This window comes from Shewanella sp. DW31, assembly GCF_015767295.1.
GTDB lineage: Bacteria > Pseudomonadota > Gammaproteobacteria > Enterobacterales > Shewanellaceae > Shewanella > Shewanella oncorhynchi.
In genome coordinates this window covers 70,802-95,171 of record NZ_JADWMP020000020.1, presented here as the reverse complement: position 1 = coordinate 95,171, position 24,370 = coordinate 70,802, and the positions used below count along the sequence as shown (strand labels likewise).

Below are 24,370 nucleotides of genomic sequence, written 5' to 3'. Positions count from 1 at the left end.
ATATTAGGGATAGGCATGGACGAAACCGACTGGGCTAGCAATATGGAAACCCGCGAGCGAGCTGCCTGTGTTGATGCAGTTCGGGATGCCGCCAGGCACAAACAACACCGCCAAGGCAATGGCATCTGTATTGATTGCTTAGAGCCAAATGAGCCACAGCGGCTTAACGAGTTGCGCTGTATCAGTTGCCAAGAAGATGAAGATAAGCGCCAGAAGATGCGCTATGGGAAGCGTTTATGATCGAATCGCTATTTGAATATTTCGGTAAGTATTGGGGCTTCATTGGCAGCGTCATTAGCGTTTTCTGTGCACTGCTGATGGCGTGGTTTAGCACGCGATTTACCCCACGGATTGAGCATGAAAAAGTGATCCAAAAGGTGGCTGAAATCGACAAGCGCCTTAGCGAAACTGAAATGCAATTGGAGTACATGCCGACCCGTGACGAACTGCATGCGCTCGATAAAACCCTCACAGGTTTAGGTGAGCGCTTTGGCGCAATGGAACAAGGCATTAGGCGCTTAGAAACCAAGACCGACATGCTTCTCGAAAACGAACTGAAAGGAGGCCACCAATAATGGCGATGCAGCAAATTATCAATGAGCACCAACGCCTTGTGGTGCTTCGATTACTGACAGAGGCGGGAGCCTTCGCACTCAATGAGTCCATCTTACAAGATGGCTTAAATGCCTACGGCCTCGACATTAGCCGCGATGCCTTGCTGTTGCAGCTCGCTTGGCTTAACGAGCAAGGGCTGATTAAAACCGAACTGGTTGGCAAAGTGACCACGGCCACCCTAACTGGTCGTGGCCAAGATGTGGCGACAGGCCGCGCGGTAGTGCCAGGGGTTAAACGCCCACGGGCGGGAGAGTAGCCATGGCAAGAGCAATCCTAAATCGTGGCGAGCTTGCAGGCATCCGCTTAGTGGCGGATTTGTTTGTGATCCGTGAACTCGAAAAGAACGTGCTTGCTAAAAACGAGCACGTTAAGCCGCATATCAAAGCGCTAGACCAGCGCCTTAAAAAGGCGGTTCCCAAGGTGTTTGCGACAGAGGCCGAACTACAGAAGCAGATCCACTTAGTTCGTGCGCAGTGGCTGCGAGAATGGGAGGGGTTAGAAGATGGCGAGTGAAACCCGAGGCCGACGCTCTAAAGTCGATTTGCTGCCCGATCCTATTCGCAAGAAGCTCGATGCGGGGCTGCGTAATGGTTCGATTCAGCAGATTGATTTGCTCGATGAAATCAATGCGCTGATTAAAGCCGCAGGGCTACCAGAAGAACAGCAGCTTTCCCGCGCAGGCATTAACCGCTATGCCACCAAGATGGAGGCCGTGGGGAAAAGTTTGCGGGAAATGCGTGAGATCACCCAAGTGTGGACGGCAGAGCTGGGTGACAAGCCCACGGGTGAAGTGACTAAACTCATTCTCGAAATGGCGCGTTCGCAGCTGTTTAAAGCCCTATTAAACCAAGATGAAACGGGCGAAGGTGCCGACGTTGGCATGATTAAAGACGCCATGTTAGCGGTGCAGCGTTTGGAGTCTGCTGCCATGGCCAGCCATAAGCGCGAGAAAGAGATCCGCACCGCGTTCGCGGCCGAAGCGGCTAATGCCGCCGAGAAGGTCGCGAAAACCGCTGGCTTAACCAGTGATGCCGTTGCCTTGCTTAAGCGTGAAATACTGGGGATTGCCTGATGAACAGCATCATTAAACCCGTCTTTGATCCTGTGCTTGAGGCCAGTTATCTCAGCATCTTTGATCCTAAAGAGGTGCTGCTCGGTTATCAGAAACGCTGGATAGCCGACGAGTCACCGCTGAAAATTGCCGAAAAGTCGCGCCGAACTGGACTCACTTGGGCCGAAGCTGCCGATGCTTCTTTAACTGCAGGCGCTGCCCGTGGCCAAGGCGGGACTAACCATTTTTATGTGGGCAGTAACAAGGAGATGGCGCGGGAATTTATCGACGCTGCGGCCATGTGGGCCAAAGTATTTGATAAGGCCGCAGGCGAAATCCAAGAAGAAGTGTTTGTTGATGAAGGCCAAGACGGTAAAGAGATCCTGACCTTTGCCATTTATTTTGCCTCAGGTTTTAAGGTGCAGGCGCTATCGAGTAATCCCTCGAACCTGCGCGGTATGCAAGGCAATGTGACTATAGACGAAGCGGCGTTCCACGAGCGCTTGGCCGAAGTACTAAAAGCGGCATTGGCGCTGACCATGTGGGGCGCGAAGGTACGCTTGATCTCCACTCATAATGGCATTGATAACCAGTTCAATGAGCTGATTAATGATTCCCGTGCGGGTAAAAAAGATTACTCCATTCACCGTGTCACCTTAGATGATGCCTGTAATGAGGGGCTGTATAAGCGTATTTGCCAAGTGCGCGGCATCGAATGGAGCCAAGCGGCCGAGGATGACTGGAAAGCAAAATTACTCAAAGCCACCGCCACCGAAGAGGACGCGTTAGAAGAATACTTCTGCGTGCCAAAGTCTGGCGGTGGTGCCTATCTTAACCGCGCGTTAATCGAAGCCCGCATGGCCAGCGTGACAGATAGTGGCCCCGTTGTTCGCCTTAAAAAAGACGACGCTTTTGGACAATGGCCAGAGGGTTTACGGGCGGCGGAGATCCTTAAGTGGTGTGAGGATGAACTCAAGCCGGTTCTCGATAGCTTAGACCCTGCACGCCCCCATTGCTTTGGTGAAGACTTTGCCCGTAGTGGTGACTTAACTGTGATTGACGTGGGGGAAATCGCTCAAGATCTTCACATCAAAACCAAGTTACAGGTCGAGCTTAAAAACATTCCCTTTCGCCAGCAAGAGCAGATCCTGTTTTACATTGTGGACCGCTTACCACGGCTGAGGGGCGGCGCGATGGATGCGCGCGGGAATGGCCAAGCGTTAGCGGAATACGCCCAGGATAAATACGGTAGTGAAGTGATCGCCTGTGTGATGCTATCTGAGTCCTTTTACCGCGAGCAAATGCCACGTTTTAAAAGTCACTTTGAAGATGGGCTTATCACTATTCCAAGGGACGATGACACCAGTACTGATCTGCGGGCCTTGAGCATTAACCGTCGAGGTACACCATGCCTTGGCGATGTGCGAACAGGTCAAGAAAAAGAACGCCACGGTGATGCCGCAATCAGCCTGTTCTTGATGGTATACGCCTCCACCTTAGACGGTGCCCCCATAGAGTTCACCCCCATTCCTAGGAGTGATCACCGTAATCCGAATGCCCATGCAAGTGCCCATGAGGATGATGATCATCAAACGCAGCGAGGTTGCTGGTAATGCAAGAAAAAATAACTGAATCACGTATTTTGGACGCCAGTGGTCGGCCGTTTAAGCAGCGTGAAGCCAAAGCACTGCAGACCGACGATGTGCGTTTAATTGGCCTGCAACGCACCTTTAGCCAGCACCCGAGTAGTGGCTTAACGCCCGCCAGTGCGGCCAATATTTTGCAGGCCGCCGAGCAAGGCGATCTCATTGCCCAATGTGAACTGGCCGAAGATATCGAAGAGAAAGACGGCCACCTTTATGCCGAGTTAGACAAGCGCAAACGGGCGTTGATCGGCGTGGACTACTATTTAGTGCCACCCCGTAACCCGACGCCACAGGAAAAGGCCGACACTGAATATCTGCAAGAAATGCTCGAAGAAGGTAACTGGATAAAGACGCTCATTAAGTCAATGAGCGATGCCATCCTCAAGGGCTTTAGCATGCACGAATTAGCCTGGACGCGTGAGTTAGGCGAATGGTTTATTGAAGTGCCAGAGTATCGCGATCCGTCTTGGTTTATGACTCACCCTGAGCGGCGCAACGAACTGCGGCTGCGTGATGCCACGGTCAATGGCGCTGACCTGTGGCCCTTTGGTTGGATCAAACATATTCATCCAGCCAAGTCTGGCTATGTTAGCCGCAGTGGTTTAGTGCGTCAGTTAATCTGGCCGTTCATTTTTAAAAATTACAGTGTGCGCGACTTAGCCGAGTTCCTTGAGATCTACGGTTTGCCGCTGCGGATTGGTCAGTATCCAGCGGGTGCCAGCGATGAGGAAAAGCGCGCCCTGTTAAATGCAGTGATGAGCATTGGCCATAACGCGGGTGGCATTATGCCCAAGGGCATGGTGATGGATTTCGAGAGTGCCGCCACAGGTCAAGCCGATCCCTTTGATTTGATGATTAGCTGGGCTGAAAAGACCATGAGCAAGGTGATTTTAGGCGGTACCTTGACCAGCCAAGCCGACGGTAAAAGCTCAACCAATGCGCTCGGTAATGTGCATAACGAAGTGCGCCAAGAGCTGCGTGATGCTGACCTTAGCCTGATTGCCGAAACCTTAACCCGCGACTTAGTGGCCCCCTTGTATGCGCTCAACTGCAAGAGTTATCAAAGCCACCGTCGTCATCCACGTTTAGTCTTTGATACCACAGAGGCCGAAGACTTACGGGCCTTAGCGTATCCGCTGCGTGCATTCGTCAGCATGGGCATGCAGATCCCACAAAACTGGCTGCATGAAAAGACCCGTATCCCTAAGCCCGCGAATGGCGAAGCCGTGCTGGTGATCCAGCAAGAAGACCCCAATGCCAGCGCTGCTAACCAGACGGCATTGGCTGCGCTCTCTGCGCAAGAGGGGGCCGCTAAGCAGTCAGATGCCCCGTTGAGTGAACCGAGCCAAACCGCCTTAGATAAAGCCTTGGATGCACTCACTCAAGGGCAAATGAGCGAAGCCTATATGGCGATGGTAGAGCCATTACTGGCACAACTGCAGAGCGAGCCGGAGCAGCTGCGGGCGCAACTGGAACAGGACTATCCCGCCATGGATACCGAGCAGCTTACCGAAACCTTAGCGCGGTTAATGTTTGTGGCCGAACTGTGGGGCATGGCCAATGCCTAAACCAAGAGTGCCTAAAACCGTTGATTTAAGCATTGCCATTAACCAAGACCCCGCAGATGCGGTGGCTTATTTTCGTGCCAAAGGCTTTGCCATCAGTGACGATTGGCAAGACGTGTGGACCCGCGCCCACGCCCGTGCCTTTACGGTGGCCAAGGCGGCACAGATGGATGTGCTCACGGCGATCCGTAATGAAGTGGATGCAGCCCTAAGCCAAGGGTTAACCGCTAAGCAGTTTCAGGCAAACCTTAAACCGCAGCTTGAAAAGCTCGGATGGTGGGGTAAAAAGGAAGTCGATGGCCGCGAGGTACAGCTGGGGAGTCCCTACCGCTTAAACACTATCTATCGTCAAAACCTGCAAACCGCTTACATGGCTGGGCGCTATCGGCGCATGTTATCGCGCACTAAAACCCACCCCTATTGGCAGTATGTGGCGATAGATGACGGCCAAACACGGCCAGCCCATGCGCGGCTTAGGGGTAAAGTGTTCCGCTTTGACGATCCAATATGGGACATCATCTATCCGCCCAATGGTTGGGGCTGTCGTTGCCGCGTTCGGGCGTTAACTGAAGCGCAGGTTAAGGCGATGGGGATCACTGTCGAAAATGGCGAAGGTTATATCCAGCGCTTTGATACTGAGACTGTCGCGCGCGGAACGGGTGAAGTATTGACCGTGCCCCATGCGCGTATCGATCTGCCCGATGGCAGCAGCATGAGCCCCGATTTAGGCTGGGCCTATAGTCCAGGCGAAGCCGCCTTTGGTACCGATGTGGCCGTCGCCAAAAAGCTGGGCACTATTCAATCCCTCGATACCCGCGCGCAGTTTATTCAAGCACTCAATAATAGCCCACTGCGCCACGCCCAGTTTGCCCAATGGACGGATGAAGTCCTTGCCGCCAATCCAGGGCAGAAACGACGACCAGGCTTAGGCGTACAGGCTTTAGGTTTTATGACGCCCTCGATTCAAACCGCAGTGACAGCGCGTTTAGGGCGAGAACCTACGGCCTTACTGGCCATAGGAGAAAAGCAATTAGTGCATGCAGATAGTGCAAGGCACATTGCCGAGGGTGTTGCGTTAAGTCGTGATGAGTATCAGCAATTACCGCAGATGTTGGCAGAACCCGAGGCCGTGCTTTGGGATAGCAAGAACCAGAATCTGTTGTATGTCTATCCCGCTGCGGATGATGCAAGCAGTAAGGTCAAAGTGATTATTAACAGTGCGTGGAAGATGAAACGCCAACAGGCAATGGATGCAGTGATCAACGTCTATAAGACGGATCGAGCGAACCTGCTGCAACCAGAATATGAAGTGATTGAAGGTCGTCTGTAAGTGAGTTTGGTATAAGTGAAGTGTGGTGGCGTGGTGGGAGTCGAACCCACATACACCCTGAATGATCAGAGTCTGCTTTACCAGTTAAGAGTACACGCCACCCTGTGTTCAAGCATATCACCATTCCTCCACGTTGACAGTGCTAAGGATAAAAAATGAACAAGGTAGAGATCGTCTTAAGTGACTCCCCAGTGCTGCAAGTGTTGGGGAGTTTGCTGGATAAGCTCGATGACTTAAGCGAACCGATGAACGATATTGCTGCCGTTCTGGAGTCCGCTACAGAGGGTGCCTTTGAGGCCGAGGCCGATCCAGTTACAGGTCAAGCCTGGGCCTCTTTAAGTGATGCCTACCTTAAGGCCAACCCTAAACGCCAGGGCGGTAAGATATTACAAGCCAGTGCTGGCGGGCTAGCTGCCAGCGTAACTGCCGACAGCGGCGACTTTTGGGCGGCGATTGGTAGCAATAAAATCTATGCCGCCATTCACCAGTTTGGTGGCACCGACGATATGCCCGCAGGCCCAGCGGGTATTCCGACACGACCATACCTCGGCGTAAGCCGTGAGGATGAGCAGTCTATGTTAGGGATCTTGGGTGGCTATCTTCTTTAAATTTGCTTTAAATGTTAAAACGCCTTAGCGGCGATTTAAGCGACTTAACGATTAAGTTGCTATCACGATTCATCTCGAAATGGGTTAAACGCTTTAACAAAGATTTAAACGGTTTTTAAACGGAAATCGAGTATATTTGAGTCTTTAGATATGTTGCAGTTTTAGTTGTAAATCAATAGACTCGAAGCATTCACGTCATGGAGGTCGTATGAATGTATGAGTTAATTCTAAAGTGGGGGGTTGAGAATTTATCGAAGTTTTCTGCTATTAAAGGTGAGCATGAACTCTCTTTAATTAAAGAGGCTATATCTACGAAAAATTCGCTAGCGATTCGAAAATATAGCGATACAGTGGCAAATTTCAATATTCTTGTGGATTCGATATCTGAAATTGAAAAATGCTTAGAACACGAACGTGCAAGTAATGACAAATCAGTCGATGATGAAAAAGAGTTTCGAGCATTTTTACATGATTTCAATACTAGAGTTCGTTCCCCTATAGTGAGTCGCCTCTCGGTATTGATGCATAAGTTTGACTATAGTAATGAGCTGATTTCTGCATATTCTCATGCTTTTTTTAAGTTATTCAGTGATACAACACTATCTGAACTTTGTAAAACACATGAGATTACATCTAAAGGTGGAGTGTTTAGATTATTTAAGGCCATTCTAAAAATGTACATGTATGTAATTTCATCTGTGATTAGAGTTTGCTCATTGGATTTGAGGTTCTGGATAACTGATTATTCGTATATTATGTTCGCAGATCAATGGTCTAAACGGGATGTCGTTAAGTCTAAAAAATATTTATTCACAGATAAAAAATTCTACTTATCACTAGAATCGAAAGAAGGCCTCGAACGATTCTGGTTAGATTTCAATAGTATTTAGGGATGAAAATGAAATTAATTAAAGCAAAAGTTACAAATTATCGCAGTGTTGTTGATTCAGGATGGATAGAATTCGAACGCTTAAAGACAATTCTTGTTGGTCCCAATGAGTCAGGGAAGACTGTCATACTTAGAGCATTGCAGTTATTAAACCGTCCAGATAATGTTCAACCTCCAAAAATATTGAGTGACTACCCAAGGTCACTTTACGCTGATAGAGAAAAAGATAGTGATTCTCAAGTTGTTGTTGGTATCTTTTCTGTAGAAGATGAAGAACTCATTGATTTGAGTGAAGATTTTAGAAATGCTAAGTTTCGCGTTAATGCATATATGAGTGGAGAACGAAGATACTGGATTGAAAATGTGAAGGATAGAGTTCGGTATACAGATATAGAGTCAGATTTTACAAGAATACTTGCTCACATGGACGCTACGGCTAAAACTCAAAATCCAGGAGTGGCTGATGTAAACTTACCTTCTCAATTATATTCTAAAGTAGCTATTAGAATAAAAAGCTCATATCTTGATTCTAGTAATGGGCTTTCTGATCTTGTTAATTTCTTAAAAGGCAATATTACTTTTGTTGATGAGGATAACCATCGAGAATTACAGAGATATGAGAGTTTGGTTTCAAAGCTTAATTATAACAATGAATGGATTAAAGCTCTGAATTTATTTGCTTCTAAAGTTCCTACTTTTGTACTTTTTAGTAATTATTTTCGCGTACGTCCCGTTATTCACTTAGAACATTTAGCCGCTCGTATAGATGCAAATAACCTTGACGATGAATATTATGATTATGGCAATAATTGCTTGCTGAAATTATTGGGGTTCACTGCTAGAGAGTTAGCTGAACTCGGCAGGCAATCAGCTATTAATATGACGCACTCAGCACAAACTCAAGAATTACACGATAGACTGAGTGAGCGTCAATACAAACTCAATGCTGCTAGTGTCAAACTCTCGACGAGTATTCAGGAAATCTGGAATCCAGATGAAACTCGAAGTGAAGCTAGTAAAGTAAAACTATTTGCCGATGGCCAATTTTTGAAAGTGATGGTTGAAGATGAAATAGGCGTCGAAGTAGAGTTAGACCAACGTTCTGAAGGCTTCCAATGGATGGTGTCTTTCTTCATTGTATTTTTCTCGGAAGCGGTAGATAAACACAAAAATGCTATTTTATTATTAGATGAACCCGGCATGAGCTTGCATGCGATCAAACAGCGTGAATATAGAAAAACACTTACTAAACTTGCAGAAAATAACCAAACGATTTTTACTACTCACTCACCATTTCTTGTTGGGCCGAATGAGTTAGATATTGTTAGGGTTGTAGAAATGGGTTCAAGGCGAGAGGGAACGAAAGTTCATTCAGTTATCACTTCTTCTGACCCTGCTGCTATGTTGCCATTACAAGAAGCTTTAGGTTACGACTTAGCCCACAGCTTGTTTTCTCACAATAGAAATTTAATCTTGGAAGGATTAACTGACTACTGGTATTTTGATTCTGTAGCACAGTTATTGGCTGAAGATGGGCTTGTAACTTGGAAAGGCAATATTTCTTTGGTATTTTCCAATACCGCTAGTAAAGTCGTCTATTACGCAACAATTTTACATGCCCATAATTTAAAGGTTGCAGCTCTATTAGATTCAGATAACGCTGGAGACCAAGCCGCACAGCAAGAGTCTCTGGTGCACACATTGGGGAATAAATCTATTTTGCGAACGAAAGATTTTTGTGGGATAGAACATGCGGAAATTGAAGACCTACTCAGAGATACTCTTCCTCTAATTATCAAAGATACATGTAGCTTAGATATTGTGGATGAAGTAGCCCAACAACCATCTTTACCGATTATGTTAATCATTAAGAAGGTTAACAAAGGTAAGGGAATATCTAAATATGATTTGGCAAAGAACTTTATTCGTTGGACGAGAGAGCATTCATCGAGTGATCTTAGCTCCAATGAATTGAAGCAATGGATAAGTTTGATAGAGAAAGTTAATGCAGTTTTAAAATAATCCCGAAACCTTTCCAATCCGCTAGCGAGCAGAGCGAGATCATCATAGGCACTCCAATGTTATTGAGAGTGCCTTTTTTATGTCTGCAACCACCACAGCTTTGGGTTTTGCCGCCTTAAGCAGCCAGTTAAACGTCAATTCAGAAGCCGCCTTTGTGGTTGGTGAAGATGGTTACATTCAGGCGCTGCCTGATGGCCACTTTGCTGCCGTAGATGGTCGCCCTGATGATGTGGCTGGTGGCAAGTGGTTGATGGATAGCGTTGCGTTCGCGGCCCTGCAAGCAAATACCCCCCATAAAGCCGGTGATCTGGTTATTGACTACGAACACCAAACCTTAAACAAAGAAGTCAACGGCCAGCCTGCACCCGCTGCGGGTTGGTTCAACATCGATGACGTGCAATATCGACAAGGGCAGGGCTTGTTCATTAAGCCGCGCTTTACCGATAACGCCATCGCTTATCTCACTGCCAAAGAATACAAGTACTTCAGCCTAGTGTTCGGTTATGACACCAGCACTGGCCGCCCGCAATTTATCCACTCAGCCGCGTTAACTAACCGCCCTGGTGTCGATGGCATGTTGCCACTCGCATCATTGGCTGCACTGGCTGCACTTAATACAAGCCTCAATCCACACGAACCTATCCAATCTACCGACACGGAGGAACTCCATGTGAACCCATTACTTAAAAAAATCTTAGCTGCCTTGGGCGTTGAAATTCCCGATGACGTGACAGCTTTAACCGCTGAGCAAGAGGTCGCGGCGCTATCTGCACTTAATACGCTAACCACGGCAGCAAATAGCGCTGATGGCTTAAAGCAACAGCTTACCGCGCTGAGTGCTACATCACCCTCGGTTGATCTAAGCCAGTATGTTCCAGCGGCCACGGTCGCTGCCCTGCGTGCGCAGCTGGTTGCGCTAACTGCTGAAAACGGCGTGCTTACCGTTGAGCAAACCGTGAAGGCGGCAATAGACGAAGGCAAAGCCTTTGAGTGTGAACGTGATTACCTAACCAAGTTAGGCCAGCAATCCATGGCGGCACTTACAGCCAATTTGGGTGAGCGTGTGGCTATTGCCGCATTAACGGCCAAGCAAACCACCACAGTTCCCGATCCTATCAAGGACAAGGAAACCAAACTCGCGGCACTGACTGCCGACCAAATCAAAATGGCCGATTCTTGGGGCATGTCACACGCTGACTTTGCTAAAGCTATCGCCGCTGATCAGGAGCACAAATAATGGCTGCTATTAACGCCCCAGTATTACAAGCCTTGCGCACTATGGTGCGTAGCGAGTTTCAAAATGCTTTAGCTAAGACTGAGCCACTGTATTTAAAAATTGCCTCAGTCGTGCCAAGCAATACTAAGTCCAATACCTACGGCTGGTTAGGTTCAATGCCGACCATGCGCGAATGGATTGGTGCGCGGGTGATCAACTCCATCAAAGAGCATGGTTATTCAATCACTAACCGTACCTTTGAAACCACCATAGGTATTAGTCGTGATGATGTGGAAGATGACACTTTAGGGATTTACAAACCTATGGTGCAGGCATTGGCGCAGGAAGGTGAAGAGTTTCCTGACGATCTGGTGTTCGAGCTATTAGCCGAAGGCTTTGGCACTTTGTGTTATGACGGGCAGAACTTTTTTGATACTGACCACCCCGTTAACGAGAAGCACGATGGTACGGGGGCTGACGTGTCGGTGGCCAACATGGTGGTTGATGGCGCTTATACGGGGGAACCTTGGTTTTTGCTCGATACCACGCGCCCATTAAAGCCACTCATCTTTCAAGAGCGTCGCAAGCTGGATTTAAACACCCTGTTTAATCCAACCGACCCAGCAGTTTGGACCAATAACGAGTTCCAGTTCGGCACCGATATGCGCTGTGAGGCGGGCTTTGGCTTCTGGCAAATGGCCTTCGCCAACAAGCGAACTCTCAATGCCACCAACCTATGGAGCGCTTACAAAGCCATGCAAGCTTTTACCAGCGATGGCGGTAAGAAGCTCAAGATACGCCCCAATTTGTTGGTGATCCCATCTTCTCTTGAAGACGTCGCACTCAAGTTAATGACCCGTGAGCGCATTGATGAAGGTGGCGTGACCGTGGATAACGAACTGAAAGGCAAGTTCGAGATCCTTGTGGTGCCACAGCTTTAGGTGTTCACCACTTAAGTTTGAGCAGCGAATCGCAGGCATAAGGATGCGCCTGCACCCCAACATCGAGTGAGGTAACAATGAAATGGCGAATCCTTCTAAGAACATTCAAGTCCTGTTGGTTATCTGTCTTGCGCACACTGGCTATCGCCGTGCGGGCATGGCGCTTAACAAAGGCGAAAACCTTATACCGCTGGCCGAGCTGTCGGATGAGCAAGTCGCAGCGTTTGAAGCTGACCAGCGCCTTAAGGTATCCGTGCGTGATATGGCACCAGCGTCGGGGAGTGTGGACATTCCAGACGGTGATCAGACATTAGGCACCGATATCACAGGCACGCTCACTGGTGTGAAAGAGCCCAATGGTGAAGAGAAAGTCTTAAACCAACTGACAGTAGATGAACTGTTAGATCAGCTCACGGTAAAAGATCTTAAGGCGCTAGCAAAAGACTTGGAGATCACCGGCTTTAACGCGATGAATAAACCTGACTTAGTCAATGCTATTCGGGCGGTAAGAGTCACAGTGCCAGATGCGAGTGAAACAGCTACCCCAAGCACTGAAACGGAAAGCACTGAACCATCTGGCACCGTCACCAACGCAGCAGGTGAATAGCTATGGCCGACTTAGCCATCACAAGAGCCATGTACGCCACCCCTGACAACATGCTGAGTCGCTTTGGTACGCAGGACTTAATGCTGCTTACCGAACGTGAAGACAGTGTGCCAGGGGAAATCAATTTCGCCTTGCTTGAGCAGGCGCTGAGTGATGCGTCTGCCGAGATTGATGGCTATATCGTGGGACGTTACACCTTGCCGTTAACCACGGTTCCCGCCGTGCTTGAGCGTAACTGCTGCGATATTGCCCGTTACTTCCTGTATGGCGATAAAGCCCCTGAACAAGTCGAGAAACGCTATACCGCTGCAGTGAAGTTTTTAACCGCCGTGAGCAAAGGCGATATCAGTTTGGGGCTGGCCGATACGGGTGAAGTCGCTAGCCAAAGTGAGCTAGTGGTCAGTATCGAAAGCGCAGGCAGCGTGTTTGGCCGTGCATCGTCTAAGGGGTTTATCTGATGTTTGAGATTAAAGATAACTACCTTGCTGCAGGTGATGCGCTGACTCAAATACTTGAGCCATTAGTGACGAGCCAGAAGCTGAAAAAGGTCTATCAAGCCAATGAGCTAAGCGAAGTGGATGAGCGCAGCCAAATCACTCCCGCCGCCCATGTGCTGTATATGGGCGATACGCTGGCGGATACCGCACAAGGCGGCAACACCAGCCAAATTAAGCAGACTTGGCTTGTGGTATTGGCTTGCCGTTTATCTATCCACGAAGGCCAAGCAGGTGAGCTATTAGTCAGCCTGTTAAACGCGATTGTGGGTAAGTCGATTGCGGTGGATGGTCAGATGCTTGGCCCCTTTGTGCGCGTTAACAGTCCCGTTAAACCCCGTTTCACTAAAAGCCACGGTTATTACCCCGTGGCGTTAAGTGTGATTTTGAGATTCAAACCTTAACAACCTAAGAGGAACTCACCATGAGTGGATTATTAGTCGCAGGCAACTTCTTTGTTGACCGCTTAAATGCCCAAGGGCAATCAACGGGGATCATTGGTCCCATCAACACCACTAAGCTCGCCATTAAAACCGATGCCGATGAAAAGGTACGTCCAAGTAAAAAGAAAGACAGCTACGGCCAAGCCTTAAGCGTGGTGAAAATTGCCAAGCCTGTTGAGGTGGAATGGTCCTTCGACGATCAACCTGCCGAACTGATTGCCATGGCACTGTTGGGTGATACCCAAGTGCTGAACACGGGCAGCGGCAACTTAACCGATGAAGCCGTGACCTTACCAACCAATCAACGTTGGATACAGCTACCTGAAAGTAACTTTGCCGCCCTCGGTTTTGTGGTGAAGAAAGACGCTACCACCTTAGTGCTGGGCACTGACTATGAGGTGAACTATGCCCTAGGGCTAGTGCGTGCCGTAAAAGGCGGCGCAATTGAAGCGGGCGGCGCAGTGACGGTGACAGGCCAACATAACGCCATTTCCGGCACGCTAGTTCGTGGTGGCATTAGTGCCCAAACCCGCGCGCGGCTCTTCGGTGAAGGTAAAAACCTCGAAACAGGCAAGCCGATTAAGCTCGAAATTTTCGACGCCAGCTTATCGCCAACAGCGGCGCTCGATTTTGCCGCCAGCGAGTTTGTGAGCGCCACCCTTGCAGGTAAAGCCCAGTTAGTCGCGGGTAAGGATCATCCGTTCGAGTACCTAGAGCTGGATGCGTAAGCGGTTTTGCTTAACCCAAGGGCATGGCCGTACTCAATTGCCATGCCCTTTAATCCCACTTTAAAGACGATTTAAATCCCTGTTAAAAGCATTAACGAGACTAACAACGACATGGCTGATAAAACCTTAGAACTCGCCCTGCGGATCGTGGCAGAAGCCACGGGCAAGCAACACATTGCGGCTTTAGTCGATGAGCTTAAGCGCATCGGCACTGAGTCGGATGCGGCGAATCCTAAGACGCAGGCGCTCGCTGATGAACTCGATGGCGTGAGTGATGCCAGCCAAGCGGGTGCGAATCAAGTTGATGAACTCAAAAATAGCCTTGATCCGTTAAGCGACCAGTTAGACCAAGTGGCCCAAAGCGGCCGTAATACCAGCAACCAAACAGAGCAGCTCACTAATGACCTCAAGCCTTTAGCTACAGGGCTTGATGACGTTGGCGATAGCAGCCAATCGACCAGCCAAAAGGCCAATACCTTAGCCAATAAGCTCGATGAGCTGGCTAACCAGCAAGACCTGATCAACACCTTTAAGCGGTCACGCAATGAGCTTGAACAACAAGAGCTTGCTGTCACTGCCGCCGCCTTAGCACTGCAGGACTTAAAGCAACGTGCCAGCCAAACGGATGCGCCTTTTGTGCAGCTGGCACGCTCTATTGATGTGGCCGAAAAAGAGCTGGAGCAAATGCAGCGCGAGTTAGCGCATCAATCATCCAGCCACACTAAGCTGCAAAATGCTCTGTCGAAATCGGGCATTGACTACAACAACCTGACCACAGCGCAGCGCAAGTTAAGCGCCGAATTTGATGGCACTGGCCGCAATGTCGATAAGTTTGCTAATCAGTTAGATAAGGGCAATGCCAGCGCCCGTGATCATGCCAGTTCCCTGCGTGGCGTGATCGGCCAAGTGACCGCTTTAGCGGGTGCCTATTTGGGCTTTGACCGCGTGGCTCAAGCGTTGAAGGATGTCTTTGCCACGGGCGATCAATTTGAACGTCTTGGCGTGCAAATGAATGCCGTGATGGGCGGTTTTGAATCTGGCAAACAAGCCACCGCTTGGGTAAAGCAATTCGCCATCGATGTGCCACTGCAACTGAACGAAGTTAATCAAGCGTTTGTGAAGGCCAAAGCCTTTGGCCTCGATCCTATGAACGGCACCATGAAGGCGATTGTGGATCAAGCCTTTAAACTGGGTGGCGGTTTTCAAGAGGTCGAGGGGATCACCTTGGCACTCGGCCAAGCCTGGGCAAAACAAAAGCTACAGGGTGAGGAGATCCTGCAGTTGATTGAGCGCGGCGTGCCCGTATGGGACATGCTGGCTAAGGTCACGGGAAAGAACACCACCGAACTGCAAAAACTCAGTGAGCAAGGCAAGCTTGGCCGCGATGTGATCCAAGGCTTGATTGATGAAATGGGCCGAGCCGCAAATGGCAGCGCAGCGGCGCAGATGGCTTTGCTCAGTGGCCAAGTATCAAACCTCAAAGACAACCTTTCATCCTTCTATGATCTCGTGGCTCAGTCCGGTGCACTTGATTGGCTTAAGGGCCAGATCAGTGAGTTGAATCTTGAGTTTGCCGCCATGGCCGCTGATGGCCGTTTAAAGGAATGGGCGCAGCAAGTCAGCAACACGATCGTAAGCATAGGCTCAGCGGTGCAAGATGGCGCGGCTATGCTGTACCACTTCCGTGATGAAATTGGTTTTGTGGCTAAGGCATTTCTCGCGTTAAAAGTCGGTAGCTATTTTAGTGATGTGATCACGGGAGCCAATGCCGCCATCGGCGTGATGCGTCTTTACACTGGCGCGATCATGGGTACCACTGCGGCGAGTGAGGGCGCGGCCTTAGCTGCTGGCAAACTTAAAACCGCCTTGGCAGCAGCGGCTAAAGCGGGTTTGTACTTAGCACTGATTAGCGAGTTGATCGAGGTTGCTCGGGTATACCAAGAGTTATTGATTGCTGAAGAAGCACTGGAAAAATCTAAACGCGCTGCCGCGTCTAGCGCCAAACAGTTGGAGTACTCACTTAAGGATCTCAGCGAGCAAACGGGCGTTGCCTTTACCACTATGGCCGAGTTCAACAAGGCGGTAGACGAAGGCAAACTGATTTATGACGACGCCACGGGTAAGTGGAAGAACGCCGCTAAAGCCATGGAAGAAGTCAAACAGGCCGCCGTTGACGTCGCTGAGCCGATTAAATTAACAGTTGAAGAAGCGCTGCGCCTGACCTTTACCTTAAGCGAACAGACTAAAACGCTCGATGGCGTTAAAGGTGGTATGGGCGGTTTCATTCGCCAAATTGACGCCGCCTTAGTGCCGTTAAAGGCGGCGGGTGATCAATACGAAGGCCACGTTAAGTTACTCACAATACTGCGCGCCAAGTTTGAGGAGCAGCAAACCTATCTTGATGCCACGGCTAAGGGTACAGAGGCATTGGAGCAAGCCTATAAGGACTTAGGGCTGACCAGTAGCCATGCCTTAGAGCAGGTGAATACGAAAGCCGAAGCGGCCTTTAATCTGATTAAGAATAACCGTGAACCGATTGAGCAACAAAAGGATGCGTTTTTAGCCTGGGCGAAAGCGGCATTAACGGCCGCCGAAGCAACGGGCGCTGCGGTACCCGAAACCTTGAAAGCGCAAGCCGCCACCCTTGGGCTAACCAAGGAACTGAGCGAGCTGACAGCAAAGCAATACGGCTATACAGACAGCGTGAAGGAACTGTCACCCGAGCAAGCCAAGCTAAGCCGCGCAGTGGCAGAAACTGAAGCCCGTTTGAAGCAATGCCGCGATGTGATGAACAGCTCGACGGTATCGAGTAAAGCCAAAGCAAAAGCCCAGCAAGATCTGATTAGTTTACAGGGCAAATTAAGTGACCAAACTAAGCAGCTCAGTGAGGTTCAGGCACTCGAAGCTGCTAATTATGAACAGATAAAAAGTAAGTATGCCGCTGTATCTGACGAGATGTTAAGGCTCGAACAAGCCTATAAAGACGGCGGCATCACGGCGGAAGAATACCTGCGACAAAAAGAACGCTTAGTTGAAGTGCTCAGAATATTGCAACGCTTAATGGGCGGCTTGGAAGATGGTGAACAAGAGACTGACGAACAGGTAAAAAAGACCACTAAAACCTTAATTGAGCAACGCGAAGAACTGGAGGAATTAGAGAAGAGCACTGGCCGCGCCACTGAGTATGTAAACCTATTTGCAGGTGCCTATGCCCACTTAAACAAACAGTTCAATTTTAACGAAGATAGCACCGAAAAACTTAACGCCCGCGTTAATGAGCTGACTAAAAGCATCATGAACAATATGCGGGTGAATACTGGCTTTTGGGGTGTACTGGCGCAGCTCAGTAACCAAGCTTTTATCCGCGAAAAGCAGATCATTAATGAAACCTTACAGATCCGTAAATGGACTGAAGAACTCGAAAGCTCAAGCATTAGCCTCGATCGTGTCAATCAAATTAGCCGCGAGGCAAAGTGGAATATACGCGAGCTAGGTGACGAAGAACTTAAGCCACTGCAAGCGGCCATTGATGCTACCCGCGATCGTATTCTCGGCCTGCGTGACGATATCAACGCGACCTTGGACAGTCTCAAAGATGAGATGGATCAGCTCAACAATAACCAAGCCGCTATCGAGAAGCGCCGCTATGAACAGCAACAAGCTGAGCTTAAGGCGCAGCTCGATGCTGCCCGCACAGCCCAGGATAAAGAGTCTATCGCCAGTGCCCAAGAAGCACTGCAACTGAGTCAGCAAATTTACAGCACTAAGCTGAAACAAATCGAGGCCGAATCGGCAGAACGTAACGCACAGGCGATCGAGCGTGCATCAAGCAGTGCAAGCACCGCGACGAATTCCACTCGCAGTCCTTCAAGCCAAACCACTTCGCCATCGGTGAGCAATCAGAACACAGGCGGCAGCGTGCAGGTGTATCGGCTAGAGCTAGCGATGCCCTCGGGCAATGTAGTGAAGGCCGATGTGCTTGATGAGTTTAAGCAGTTGTTTTTGCGCGAACTAGAACAGATTAAGGCCACCTCATGATCACCTTAGACACGCTTCAATTACCGCACTTTATTTGGCTTAACCGCTTTGGTTATACGCCCTTTGTGAGCAGCACTGAGTTTGCACTCGATGGATCACAGCATGTTGAAGTGGCCGCCAAACAAGCGGGCCGTTCCATTATGCTCTTTAGTGATGGCGAATCCTTAAGTTTGTTTGAAGCCCTTGAAAGCCACGCCAATACAAAAGGGGCGGCCAGTTTCAATCTGGATATTAACGGAACTGTTTTTAGCGTGATTTGGGATTACCGCGATCAACCGATTAGTGGTGCACCAGACATTAACTACAGCGATAGCGCCCCCGATGCTGTCGATGCCATCACCCTCAAGTTAATCACTGTTTAAAGGCTGTTTAATATGGCAACTTCTCCGACTCCGATTTCTCGCGACAGCTTAAAAATCTTTAAGCCTGAACTGTTAGGTTCAAGCAATGAAGCTGGCGGCCAGCGCACGAACAACGTAGTGCAATCAGGGCAGATTAATGAACTGTTTGATGCTATCTCTGATATTGATCATGCTCAATCGAGTATTGATATCGTTAAGTGCTTCCCCACGCTTTACACAAATGACACTAACAAACTTAAGCAAGCCCATGTGTTTGTGAGTGAGCCACCAGTCGATCCGCTGGTGAACGTGTTTATGATTGAATCGCCTGCGCTGGATGATGAGTCTCGCATGACAGATATGAAAGAGATCATTGAGTCGTCGGTCACAGCAGGGGAATTAATTCGCGAAGGTGGCCCAGGGTTCCTTGTTAATCAGAACTCATTTTCCTCAGATTACCTGCAATCGACTTATCGATTTAATGATCGCGATTACTGGAAAACCACCTATTTAGCCGTGGGCCAAGTGATTTGTATTACCGTGGAATATACTGGGGTGGAAAATGCCGATTGGCCCCGTAAAACTCACTTTTGCAAAGTAACCAAGACCAATAATGTTAATGGCCAAGTCGGTACCGTCACTTTCGATCCACCCATTCCTTTTGCCACCCCTTGGCCATCGCTGTTGGTTAATGGACAAAGCAAGTGTACTAAGCTGCGCTTATCAAATACCGCATCACCGCTTAAGTTTCATGGCGTAACCAAATTAACGGCTGTGGCCAATGGCGTTAATTTAGCCGTGGGGGCGACGCAGTTGTCATTACTGCCATCCATTACCACTGTGTTACCCAAGCCAGGCAATACCATTGTCGGCGGTAGTGAAAACGGGGATGCCACTGTAAGCCAAGTGATCCGCAAAGTGATCACCCAACCTTCAAGTGCAGGCACCTATAGCTATACTTTTACCACCACGGATTTATTAACCGATGAAAACGGATTAGTTGCCGTTTCAACGTTACCCACGGCCACGTTCGGCGGTTATACCAGCTACATTCAATCCGTGACAATTGGCTCAGGTAATATCACGGTAACGCTCACCTCAAGTACAAGATTTAATGATGCGTCAACCGTGAGCCTATTTTATGTTTCATCCTATAAATACAGCATCTATTCAAGCGCCAACCCGTTCCCCGCCAACAAGCAACTGACAGTGGGCAGTATTAAAGGCCGAGCTGTTTTTGCTGATACAAACTATGCTGCCCAAGATGTGTATGAGAGAGTGAGTGCCGAGGGCACTACAGGCAAGCTATATGATGGTACAGAACACCTCGCAACGATTAACTACTTAACAGGTGCGGTGATTAAGCAAGTCGTTAGCCGTGGCGAGTTTACGTTTACCTTTGCCGGATTAGTCGAATCGAGCGCGGCGGCTGCTGCAGGTGATACGGTCGCTAAGTTCACCTTGTCCGTGCCAAATCCCTTATTAGAAAGCTTTTATGTGCAGGTTGAACGCATCTCTGACCGAGCGCTGATTAGTGCCTCAGCCAATGCTCAAGGGGTGGTTTCGGGCACTGGCATTAATGGCAGCATTAGCAGTGGCATTGTGGAACTGATCTTTAGCGCCCCAGTGGATTTAACCACATTGCGCTATGACATTAGCGACCAAGTGCGCCAACTGCCACCTGCCGAGATTTATGGCCTTAACCCACTGCGTATTCCTTATGATGGCATTGTGAATATGTTCCGCCAGTGGGGTACAGTGGCGCTGTCACACTCACTAGTGCAGCAAGTCACCGCCACGGCTGGTACCGTGTATAACATTCGTCAAAACGCAGCATTTAGCGACATTACAGATGCGAATGGCGCCAGCCTATGGACCAGCGAAAACACCCATTTCACCGTAAATAAAGCGGCAGGCACTGTCACCATTAATAGCGCCTTTACTGGTTTTGCTGCGCCTTTTGTGCTGACCGATGTCATTAGCGAGCTTGCGTTAGTTTCAAGCTTTACCCCAAGCAACATAGTGCTGGCAAAACCTTTATCCCGCGAATATCCCATAGGGGCCACTGTGGCCAGTGTGCAGATTTTAGGTGATTTACAGGCGCGTGTTGGCCAAGTACGGGATATGACCGCCTGGTCAAATAACTGGGATGTTGATGGTGCTCAAGCCACGGGTAATTTCAATGCCGTTGACTATCCGGTAGAGGTTAAAAATAACACTGCAGTAAACGAAGATTGGGTAATGATTATGACCAGTGAAACCGCGTTTCGCTGCGTAGGTCGCCGCCTCGGACAAATTGCGACTGGTGATACTCTCAATGATTTTGCCCCTATCAACCCCGTGACCAATACCCCTTATTTTGTGCTCAGAAAAGGCGCATGGGGTGGTGGTTGGCAAACGGGTGAGGCGGTGCGCTTTGCCACTTTTGCGTCATCAAAACCCATCATGTTGCTGCGCAATGTGCAGGTTGGCCACAGCCAAATCACTACAGATAAAGCCGTATTGTCATTATTTGGCAACGAATCGTAATAAGGAGTTTATATGGGATTACCTGTAACTGTTTATCGAAATACGGATGCGGGAGCACCTGCAATTCCTACCAAACCAAGCGGTTGGATTACTGTACTGAAAAAGTGTTTAGTCGAGGGGTATGGTGAAAAACAACCACTTGGTTGGACACTTGACTTTGAAGATGCTGCAAACAATAAAGTTGTCTTTAAAAACAACGTTGCCGATGGTGGTTCTGGTGGGGCTGTTCAGTTTCAACCCCATTCAGGCAGTGATGCTATTAATGCCGCATTGCGTATAACGTGTGCAAATTCAATTACAGCAATAGACGCTTTTTTTAAAAAGGTAGGTTATCGCGTAATGATGACCTCTAATAGTCTGGGAACTGTCAGTGGGTGGATGGTTGTTGGCACCAGTAAAGGTTTTTGGTTGATACAAGAATCAGGCGAGCCTCTTAACAACTCATACAACACAGCTTTGTTCGGGTATCGTGAGTATTTTTTCATTGGTGATATAGAGTCGTTTATACCAAATGATATGGGGATATTTACATTAGTAACATGTGGTGATCCTACACTTGACAGTGATAATACTGGGTACGAAATCAATATTGGTTCATCACAAAGCACACCTAAATGTGCTTTATATGAGACTAATGGTGGCTCAACTGTTTTTGGATATTTAACAGATTGGCAACCTGATTATGGTTATGCATATCAGGGCAATGCAATTGACCCTCAGCAAATTGGTGTACCAATCAATTTAGTAAAAGTGTCAATTATTCATAGCTCTTTTGGCTTAGTTACGAACCCTGCGTGCAGAGGGACTATCCCCGGATTATTTAAGACACAATTTAGTGGTTATAAAGATGCAGCATTACCAGTAATCAGAACATTCGAAGGTATTGATTATCTTCTTGTTACCGGAATGCAAAAGGCGAATACGTTTATATCACTGGGTGGTGAATGGTATGTCTAGTATCGTTATAAACGTAATCGGTGGCTTACCAACTGTAATGACACAAGCATTGCTTGAGGTTGATGTGGATACCGATGCCGAGTGTGTGATTATATTTGATAGACATTTTACAGATGGTTTCTATCAAATATTCAGTACAAACGGTGGGGCATTCAAAACCATTGTACCTGTTAAGTATGCCACGAGTAGTGAATTGATTGTGGGTATAACAGACCGTGACCGTATCTATAATGCCAAGTTCGTTGATGGTGTACAGGCCGAATTAATAGACGGCAACATTGTGAATATTAGACCATGACAGCAATAACACTACGGTTTGATACGCTTTGGTTAAACACTCTATTCCCAATAAAAATTCGCTTTAATGATGAACCCATACCAGAAGTGCCTGAGGTACCGATTAGTGCCGGTACCATTGGCATGATGTGTGGCATCGGCATGTTTACAGGGCCGAGTGTTGCGCAGCAGCTAACCATTAAAGAAGCCACCCAAAGCCATGCCACACAATTAACGTCACAATGGCAAGTTGGCCATGTAACGCAAATCGTGACGGCCAAGTGGCAAGCTAAGGCATTAATGGGCATTACCACCTCAGTGGTATGGCGCTGGAATAACCTAGTGCCATGTAAAGCTGATTTGCTTTGGTTGGTGCCACAGTTACATGGTGTGCAAGCTTCTAGCCTATGGCTATTGCCTGATTTAGTGCCGTCACGGGTTGAAATGCTATGGCGGCAGCCAGAGGCTACCACGCAGATTATCGCACTGGGTTTAAGGCAAGGTGAGTTAGTCGCGACTGAGGTTAAGCTTGCCCACTCGAATATTCGTGCTGCAGGCGATATGAAAGGAATAGCATGGGGGCCACATGCTGCGCGGTGGGTGTGCTCGAGTAAGTATCGACCACCCAAAGGCAAGATCACCATTAACTTTAGCGATCCTTGGGTAAATGCAGCCAGCCCGATTGTGCTCAACTTTACCCCTTCACCAAACATTTGTTACTGGGATGATGGCGGCGGCTTGATAGGCACAAATCCATCGTTACCCACCATTGATTTTAAGATCCCCATCGAACCGCAAATCAGAAGGAGTTACCTCATGCAGCCTCAAATCAGTTGTGTTCGTGTGAGTGACGGCGTTGCTGTGGTACTCAAATCAGTATCCATTTCTCAGTCCCGTTCACAATGGGCCAGTAGCGGAAGCTTAGCGTTTTCATCCCGTATTGATGCCGAGCGTGCCGCAAATGAATTATTGAAAATAAGCATTAACGGCTATGACTTTTACCTGCTTTGTGAGTCTCCAAGCGAGTCCAAAGCTTTTGGCAAAACCAGTTATAGCGCGACAGGTCGAGGTCGTTTAGCCACACTCGCCAGCCCGAACCGAAAGGCCATCAACTATGTGAACGTAGTAGCCCGCAGCTTTATTGGTTTGATGGCCGATATTGTGGCCAATACTGGGTGGACTGTCGCCAGTAAAATTAGTGATTACTCTGTACCTGCAAACGCCTTTAGTTATGCCTCTAAAACTCCCGCTGAAGCCATTAACATGATGGCAAATAGCATTGGGGCCATGCTCGATGTGAATGATGAAACTCAGACTATAACGGTGATCCCTCAGTGGCCAGTCGTGCCTTGGAATACCGCAAGCGCAATTCCCGATGTGATTTTGCACGATGGAGTGATCCTCGAATTTAACGAGCGTATCGACATTCGTCCCGATGCTAATGCGGTGTTTGTGCGTGGTGAACAGCAAGGCGTGGCGGCGAAAGTGAAACGTTTCGGGACCGCTGGTGACAACTTTGCTGCTGATATAGTGGATAAGTTAATCACTGATAATCAAGCTGCGAGAATGCGCGCAACGGCCGAATTAGCCAACGCAGGTAATAAGGTGCAAAACAGCATTCGCGCTAAGGTCATGGCGGATTTACCACCAATGCGCCCAGGCATGTTAATTGGGGTTCGTAAAGGTGCCGAGGTGTTTAAGTCAGTGTGTGAAAGCTTCAGCATAAGCGGCAGCGTTAATGAGTCAACGGGGATGGTTACTGTGAATCAGACCGTGACGCTATTGCGTAATGAGGTGGCAGCATGAGCAACATCTATCAACGCTTAGCGAACTTAAACCCTAAGCACCAGCGCAGTGTTGCCACTGTGATTAGCGTGACAAATGGCACTACGACAGTACAGCACGCCGATGGCAGTTATCAGACCGTTTTGGGTGACTCAGTTGCCAGCGGGAAAGTGTATATCGTTGATGGTCAGATCCAAGGCCAAGCCGCCGACCTGACTTATGTTGAATTAGAGATTTAATAAAAGAGAGCGGTCTAGCAATGCTACCAACACTGCTAGACCATCAACAC

Annotated in this window: 24 protein-coding genes and 1 tRNA gene; 24 read left to right on the top strand and 1 reads right to left on the bottom strand. The window is 48.6% G+C overall.

Annotated elements, in window-relative coordinates:
* Window positions 1-15 precede the first annotated feature (15 nt).
* Genes GWI56_RS16310 through GWI56_RS16275 form a run of 8 tightly spaced genes read left to right on the top strand, consistent with a single transcriptional unit; the run spans window position 16 to window position 6,207 of the window.
* A complete protein-coding gene (locus GWI56_RS16310) occupies window positions 16-240 on the top strand; it encodes a hypothetical protein (protein ID WP_168825182.1) in 225 nt (74 codons plus the stop codon).
* Window positions 237-575 carry a DUF2730 domain-containing protein gene (locus GWI56_RS16305; RefSeq protein ID WP_012197073.1) on the top strand — a complete coding sequence of 113 codons (339 nt, stop codon included), beginning with the start codon at window positions 237-239 and terminating at the stop codon, window positions 573-575. Before GWI56_RS16310 ends, GWI56_RS16305 begins: the two co-directional genes overlap by 4 nt.
* Window positions 575-871: an ArsR family transcriptional regulator gene (locus GWI56_RS16300; RefSeq protein WP_198573499.1), complete on the top strand. Its 297-nt coding sequence runs from the start codon at window positions 575-577 to the stop codon at window positions 869-871. The genes GWI56_RS16305 and GWI56_RS16300 overlap by 1 nt, the downstream gene beginning before the upstream one ends.
* Window positions 872-873: 2 nt before the next feature.
* Window positions 874-1,128 (top strand): hypothetical protein, encoded by a 255-nt coding sequence (locus GWI56_RS16295; protein ID WP_198573498.1) that lies wholly within the window; start codon window positions 874-876, stop codon window positions 1,126-1,128.
* Entirely contained in the window at window positions 1,118-1,687 is a 570-nt protein-coding gene (locus tag GWI56_RS16290) for a DUF3486 family protein (protein ID WP_006087223.1), read from the top strand. The genes GWI56_RS16295 and GWI56_RS16290 overlap by 11 nt, the downstream gene beginning before the upstream one ends.
* Window positions 1,687-3,279, top strand: coding sequence for a terminase family protein (locus GWI56_RS16285; RefSeq protein WP_198573497.1), 1,593 nt, complete (start codon window positions 1,687-1,689; stop codon window positions 3,277-3,279). The genes GWI56_RS16290 and GWI56_RS16285 overlap by 1 nt, the downstream gene beginning before the upstream one ends.
* Window positions 3,279-4,880, top strand: coding sequence for a DUF935 domain-containing protein (locus GWI56_RS16280; protein ID WP_198573496.1), 1,602 nt, complete (start codon window positions 3,279-3,281; stop codon window positions 4,878-4,880). Before GWI56_RS16285 ends, GWI56_RS16280 begins: the two co-directional genes overlap by 1 nt.
* Window positions 4,873-6,207 (top strand): phage minor head protein, encoded by a 1,335-nt coding sequence (locus tag GWI56_RS16275; protein ID WP_198573495.1) that lies wholly within the window; start codon window positions 4,873-4,875, stop codon window positions 6,205-6,207. Before GWI56_RS16280 ends, GWI56_RS16275 begins: the two co-directional genes overlap by 8 nt.
* A gap of 25 nt (window positions 6,208-6,232) precedes the next feature.
* Here GWI56_RS16275 and GWI56_RS16270 read toward each other — a convergent pair.
* Window positions 6,233-6,307 (bottom strand) — tRNA-OTHER (locus tag GWI56_RS16270).
* A gap of 55 nt (window positions 6,308-6,362) precedes the next feature.
* On the opposite strand from GWI56_RS16270, the gene GWI56_RS16265 reads away from it, so the two are divergent.
* From GWI56_RS16265 to GWI56_RS16190, 16 genes are all read left to right on the top strand, one after another.
* Window positions 6,363-6,815 carry a phage virion morphogenesis protein gene (locus GWI56_RS16265; protein WP_198573494.1) on the top strand — a complete coding sequence of 151 codons (453 nt, stop codon included), beginning with the start codon at window positions 6,363-6,365 and terminating at the stop codon, window positions 6,813-6,815.
* A gap of 212 nt (window positions 6,816-7,027) precedes the next feature.
* Complete coding sequence (locus GWI56_RS16260; protein WP_198573493.1) at window positions 7,028-7,705, top strand: hypothetical protein; 678 nt, start codon at window positions 7,028-7,030, stop codon at window positions 7,703-7,705.
* A gap of 8 nt (window positions 7,706-7,713) precedes the next feature.
* Window positions 7,714-9,726, top strand: coding sequence for an AAA family ATPase (locus tag GWI56_RS16255; protein WP_198573492.1), 2,013 nt, complete (start codon window positions 7,714-7,716; stop codon window positions 9,724-9,726).
* A gap of 79 nt (window positions 9,727-9,805) precedes the next feature.
* Window positions 9,806-10,963 carry a phage protease gene (locus tag GWI56_RS16250; protein ID WP_198573491.1) on the top strand — a complete coding sequence of 386 codons (1,158 nt, stop codon included), beginning with the start codon at window positions 9,806-9,808 and terminating at the stop codon, window positions 10,961-10,963.
* Window positions 10,963-11,883, top strand: a complete 921-nt coding sequence (locus GWI56_RS16245; protein WP_198573490.1) for a Mu-like prophage major head subunit gpT family protein — start codon at window positions 10,963-10,965, stop codon at window positions 11,881-11,883. The genes GWI56_RS16250 and GWI56_RS16245 overlap by 1 nt, the downstream gene beginning before the upstream one ends.
* 82 nt (window positions 11,884-11,965) lie before the next feature.
* A complete protein-coding gene (locus GWI56_RS16240; protein WP_198573489.1) occupies window positions 11,966-12,490 on the top strand; it encodes an HI1506-related protein in 525 nt (174 codons plus the stop codon).
* Window positions 12,491-12,492: 2 nt separating this feature from the next.
* On the top strand, window positions 12,493-12,948 hold the full coding sequence (locus GWI56_RS16235) for a DUF1320 domain-containing protein (RefSeq protein ID WP_198573488.1): 456 nt from the start codon (window positions 12,493-12,495) through the stop codon (window positions 12,946-12,948).
* On the top strand, window positions 12,948-13,388 hold the full coding sequence (locus tag GWI56_RS16230) for a hypothetical protein (protein WP_173497609.1): 441 nt from the start codon (window positions 12,948-12,950) through the stop codon (window positions 13,386-13,388). Before GWI56_RS16235 ends, GWI56_RS16230 begins: the two co-directional genes overlap by 1 nt.
* A 20-nt stretch (window positions 13,389-13,408) precedes the next feature.
* Window positions 13,409-14,155 (top strand): hypothetical protein, encoded by a 747-nt coding sequence (locus tag GWI56_RS16225; RefSeq protein ID WP_076500516.1) that lies wholly within the window; start codon window positions 13,409-13,411, stop codon window positions 14,153-14,155.
* A gap of 111 nt (window positions 14,156-14,266) precedes the next feature.
* Window positions 14,267-18,193, top strand: a complete 3,927-nt coding sequence (locus GWI56_RS16220; RefSeq protein ID WP_198573487.1) for a tape measure protein — start codon at window positions 14,267-14,269, stop codon at window positions 18,191-18,193.
* Window positions 18,190-18,555, top strand: coding sequence for a hypothetical protein (locus GWI56_RS16215; protein WP_131525971.1), 366 nt, complete (start codon window positions 18,190-18,192; stop codon window positions 18,553-18,555). The genes GWI56_RS16220 and GWI56_RS16215 overlap by 4 nt, the downstream gene beginning before the upstream one ends.
* A gap of 12 nt (window positions 18,556-18,567) precedes the next feature.
* On the top strand, window positions 18,568-21,063 hold the full coding sequence (locus tag GWI56_RS16210; protein WP_198573486.1) for a hypothetical protein: 2,496 nt from the start codon (window positions 18,568-18,570) through the stop codon (window positions 21,061-21,063).
* Window positions 21,064-21,075: 12 nt separating this feature from the next.
* Window positions 21,076-22,020 carry a hypothetical protein gene (locus tag GWI56_RS16205; protein WP_198573485.1) on the top strand — a complete coding sequence of 315 codons (945 nt, stop codon included), beginning with the start codon at window positions 21,076-21,078 and terminating at the stop codon, window positions 22,018-22,020.
* Window positions 22,013-22,318, top strand: coding sequence for a hypothetical protein (locus GWI56_RS16200; protein WP_198573484.1), 306 nt, complete (start codon window positions 22,013-22,015; stop codon window positions 22,316-22,318). The genes GWI56_RS16205 and GWI56_RS16200 overlap by 8 nt, the downstream gene beginning before the upstream one ends.
* Window positions 22,315-24,102 (top strand): hypothetical protein, encoded by a 1,788-nt coding sequence (locus GWI56_RS16195; RefSeq protein WP_198573483.1) that lies wholly within the window; start codon window positions 22,315-22,317, stop codon window positions 24,100-24,102. The genes GWI56_RS16200 and GWI56_RS16195 overlap by 4 nt, the downstream gene beginning before the upstream one ends.
* Window positions 24,099-24,320, top strand: coding sequence for a hypothetical protein (locus tag GWI56_RS16190; protein WP_198573482.1), 222 nt, complete (start codon window positions 24,099-24,101; stop codon window positions 24,318-24,320). The genes GWI56_RS16195 and GWI56_RS16190 overlap by 4 nt, the downstream gene beginning before the upstream one ends.
* The last annotated feature ends 50 nt before the right edge of the window (window positions 24,321-24,370 follow it).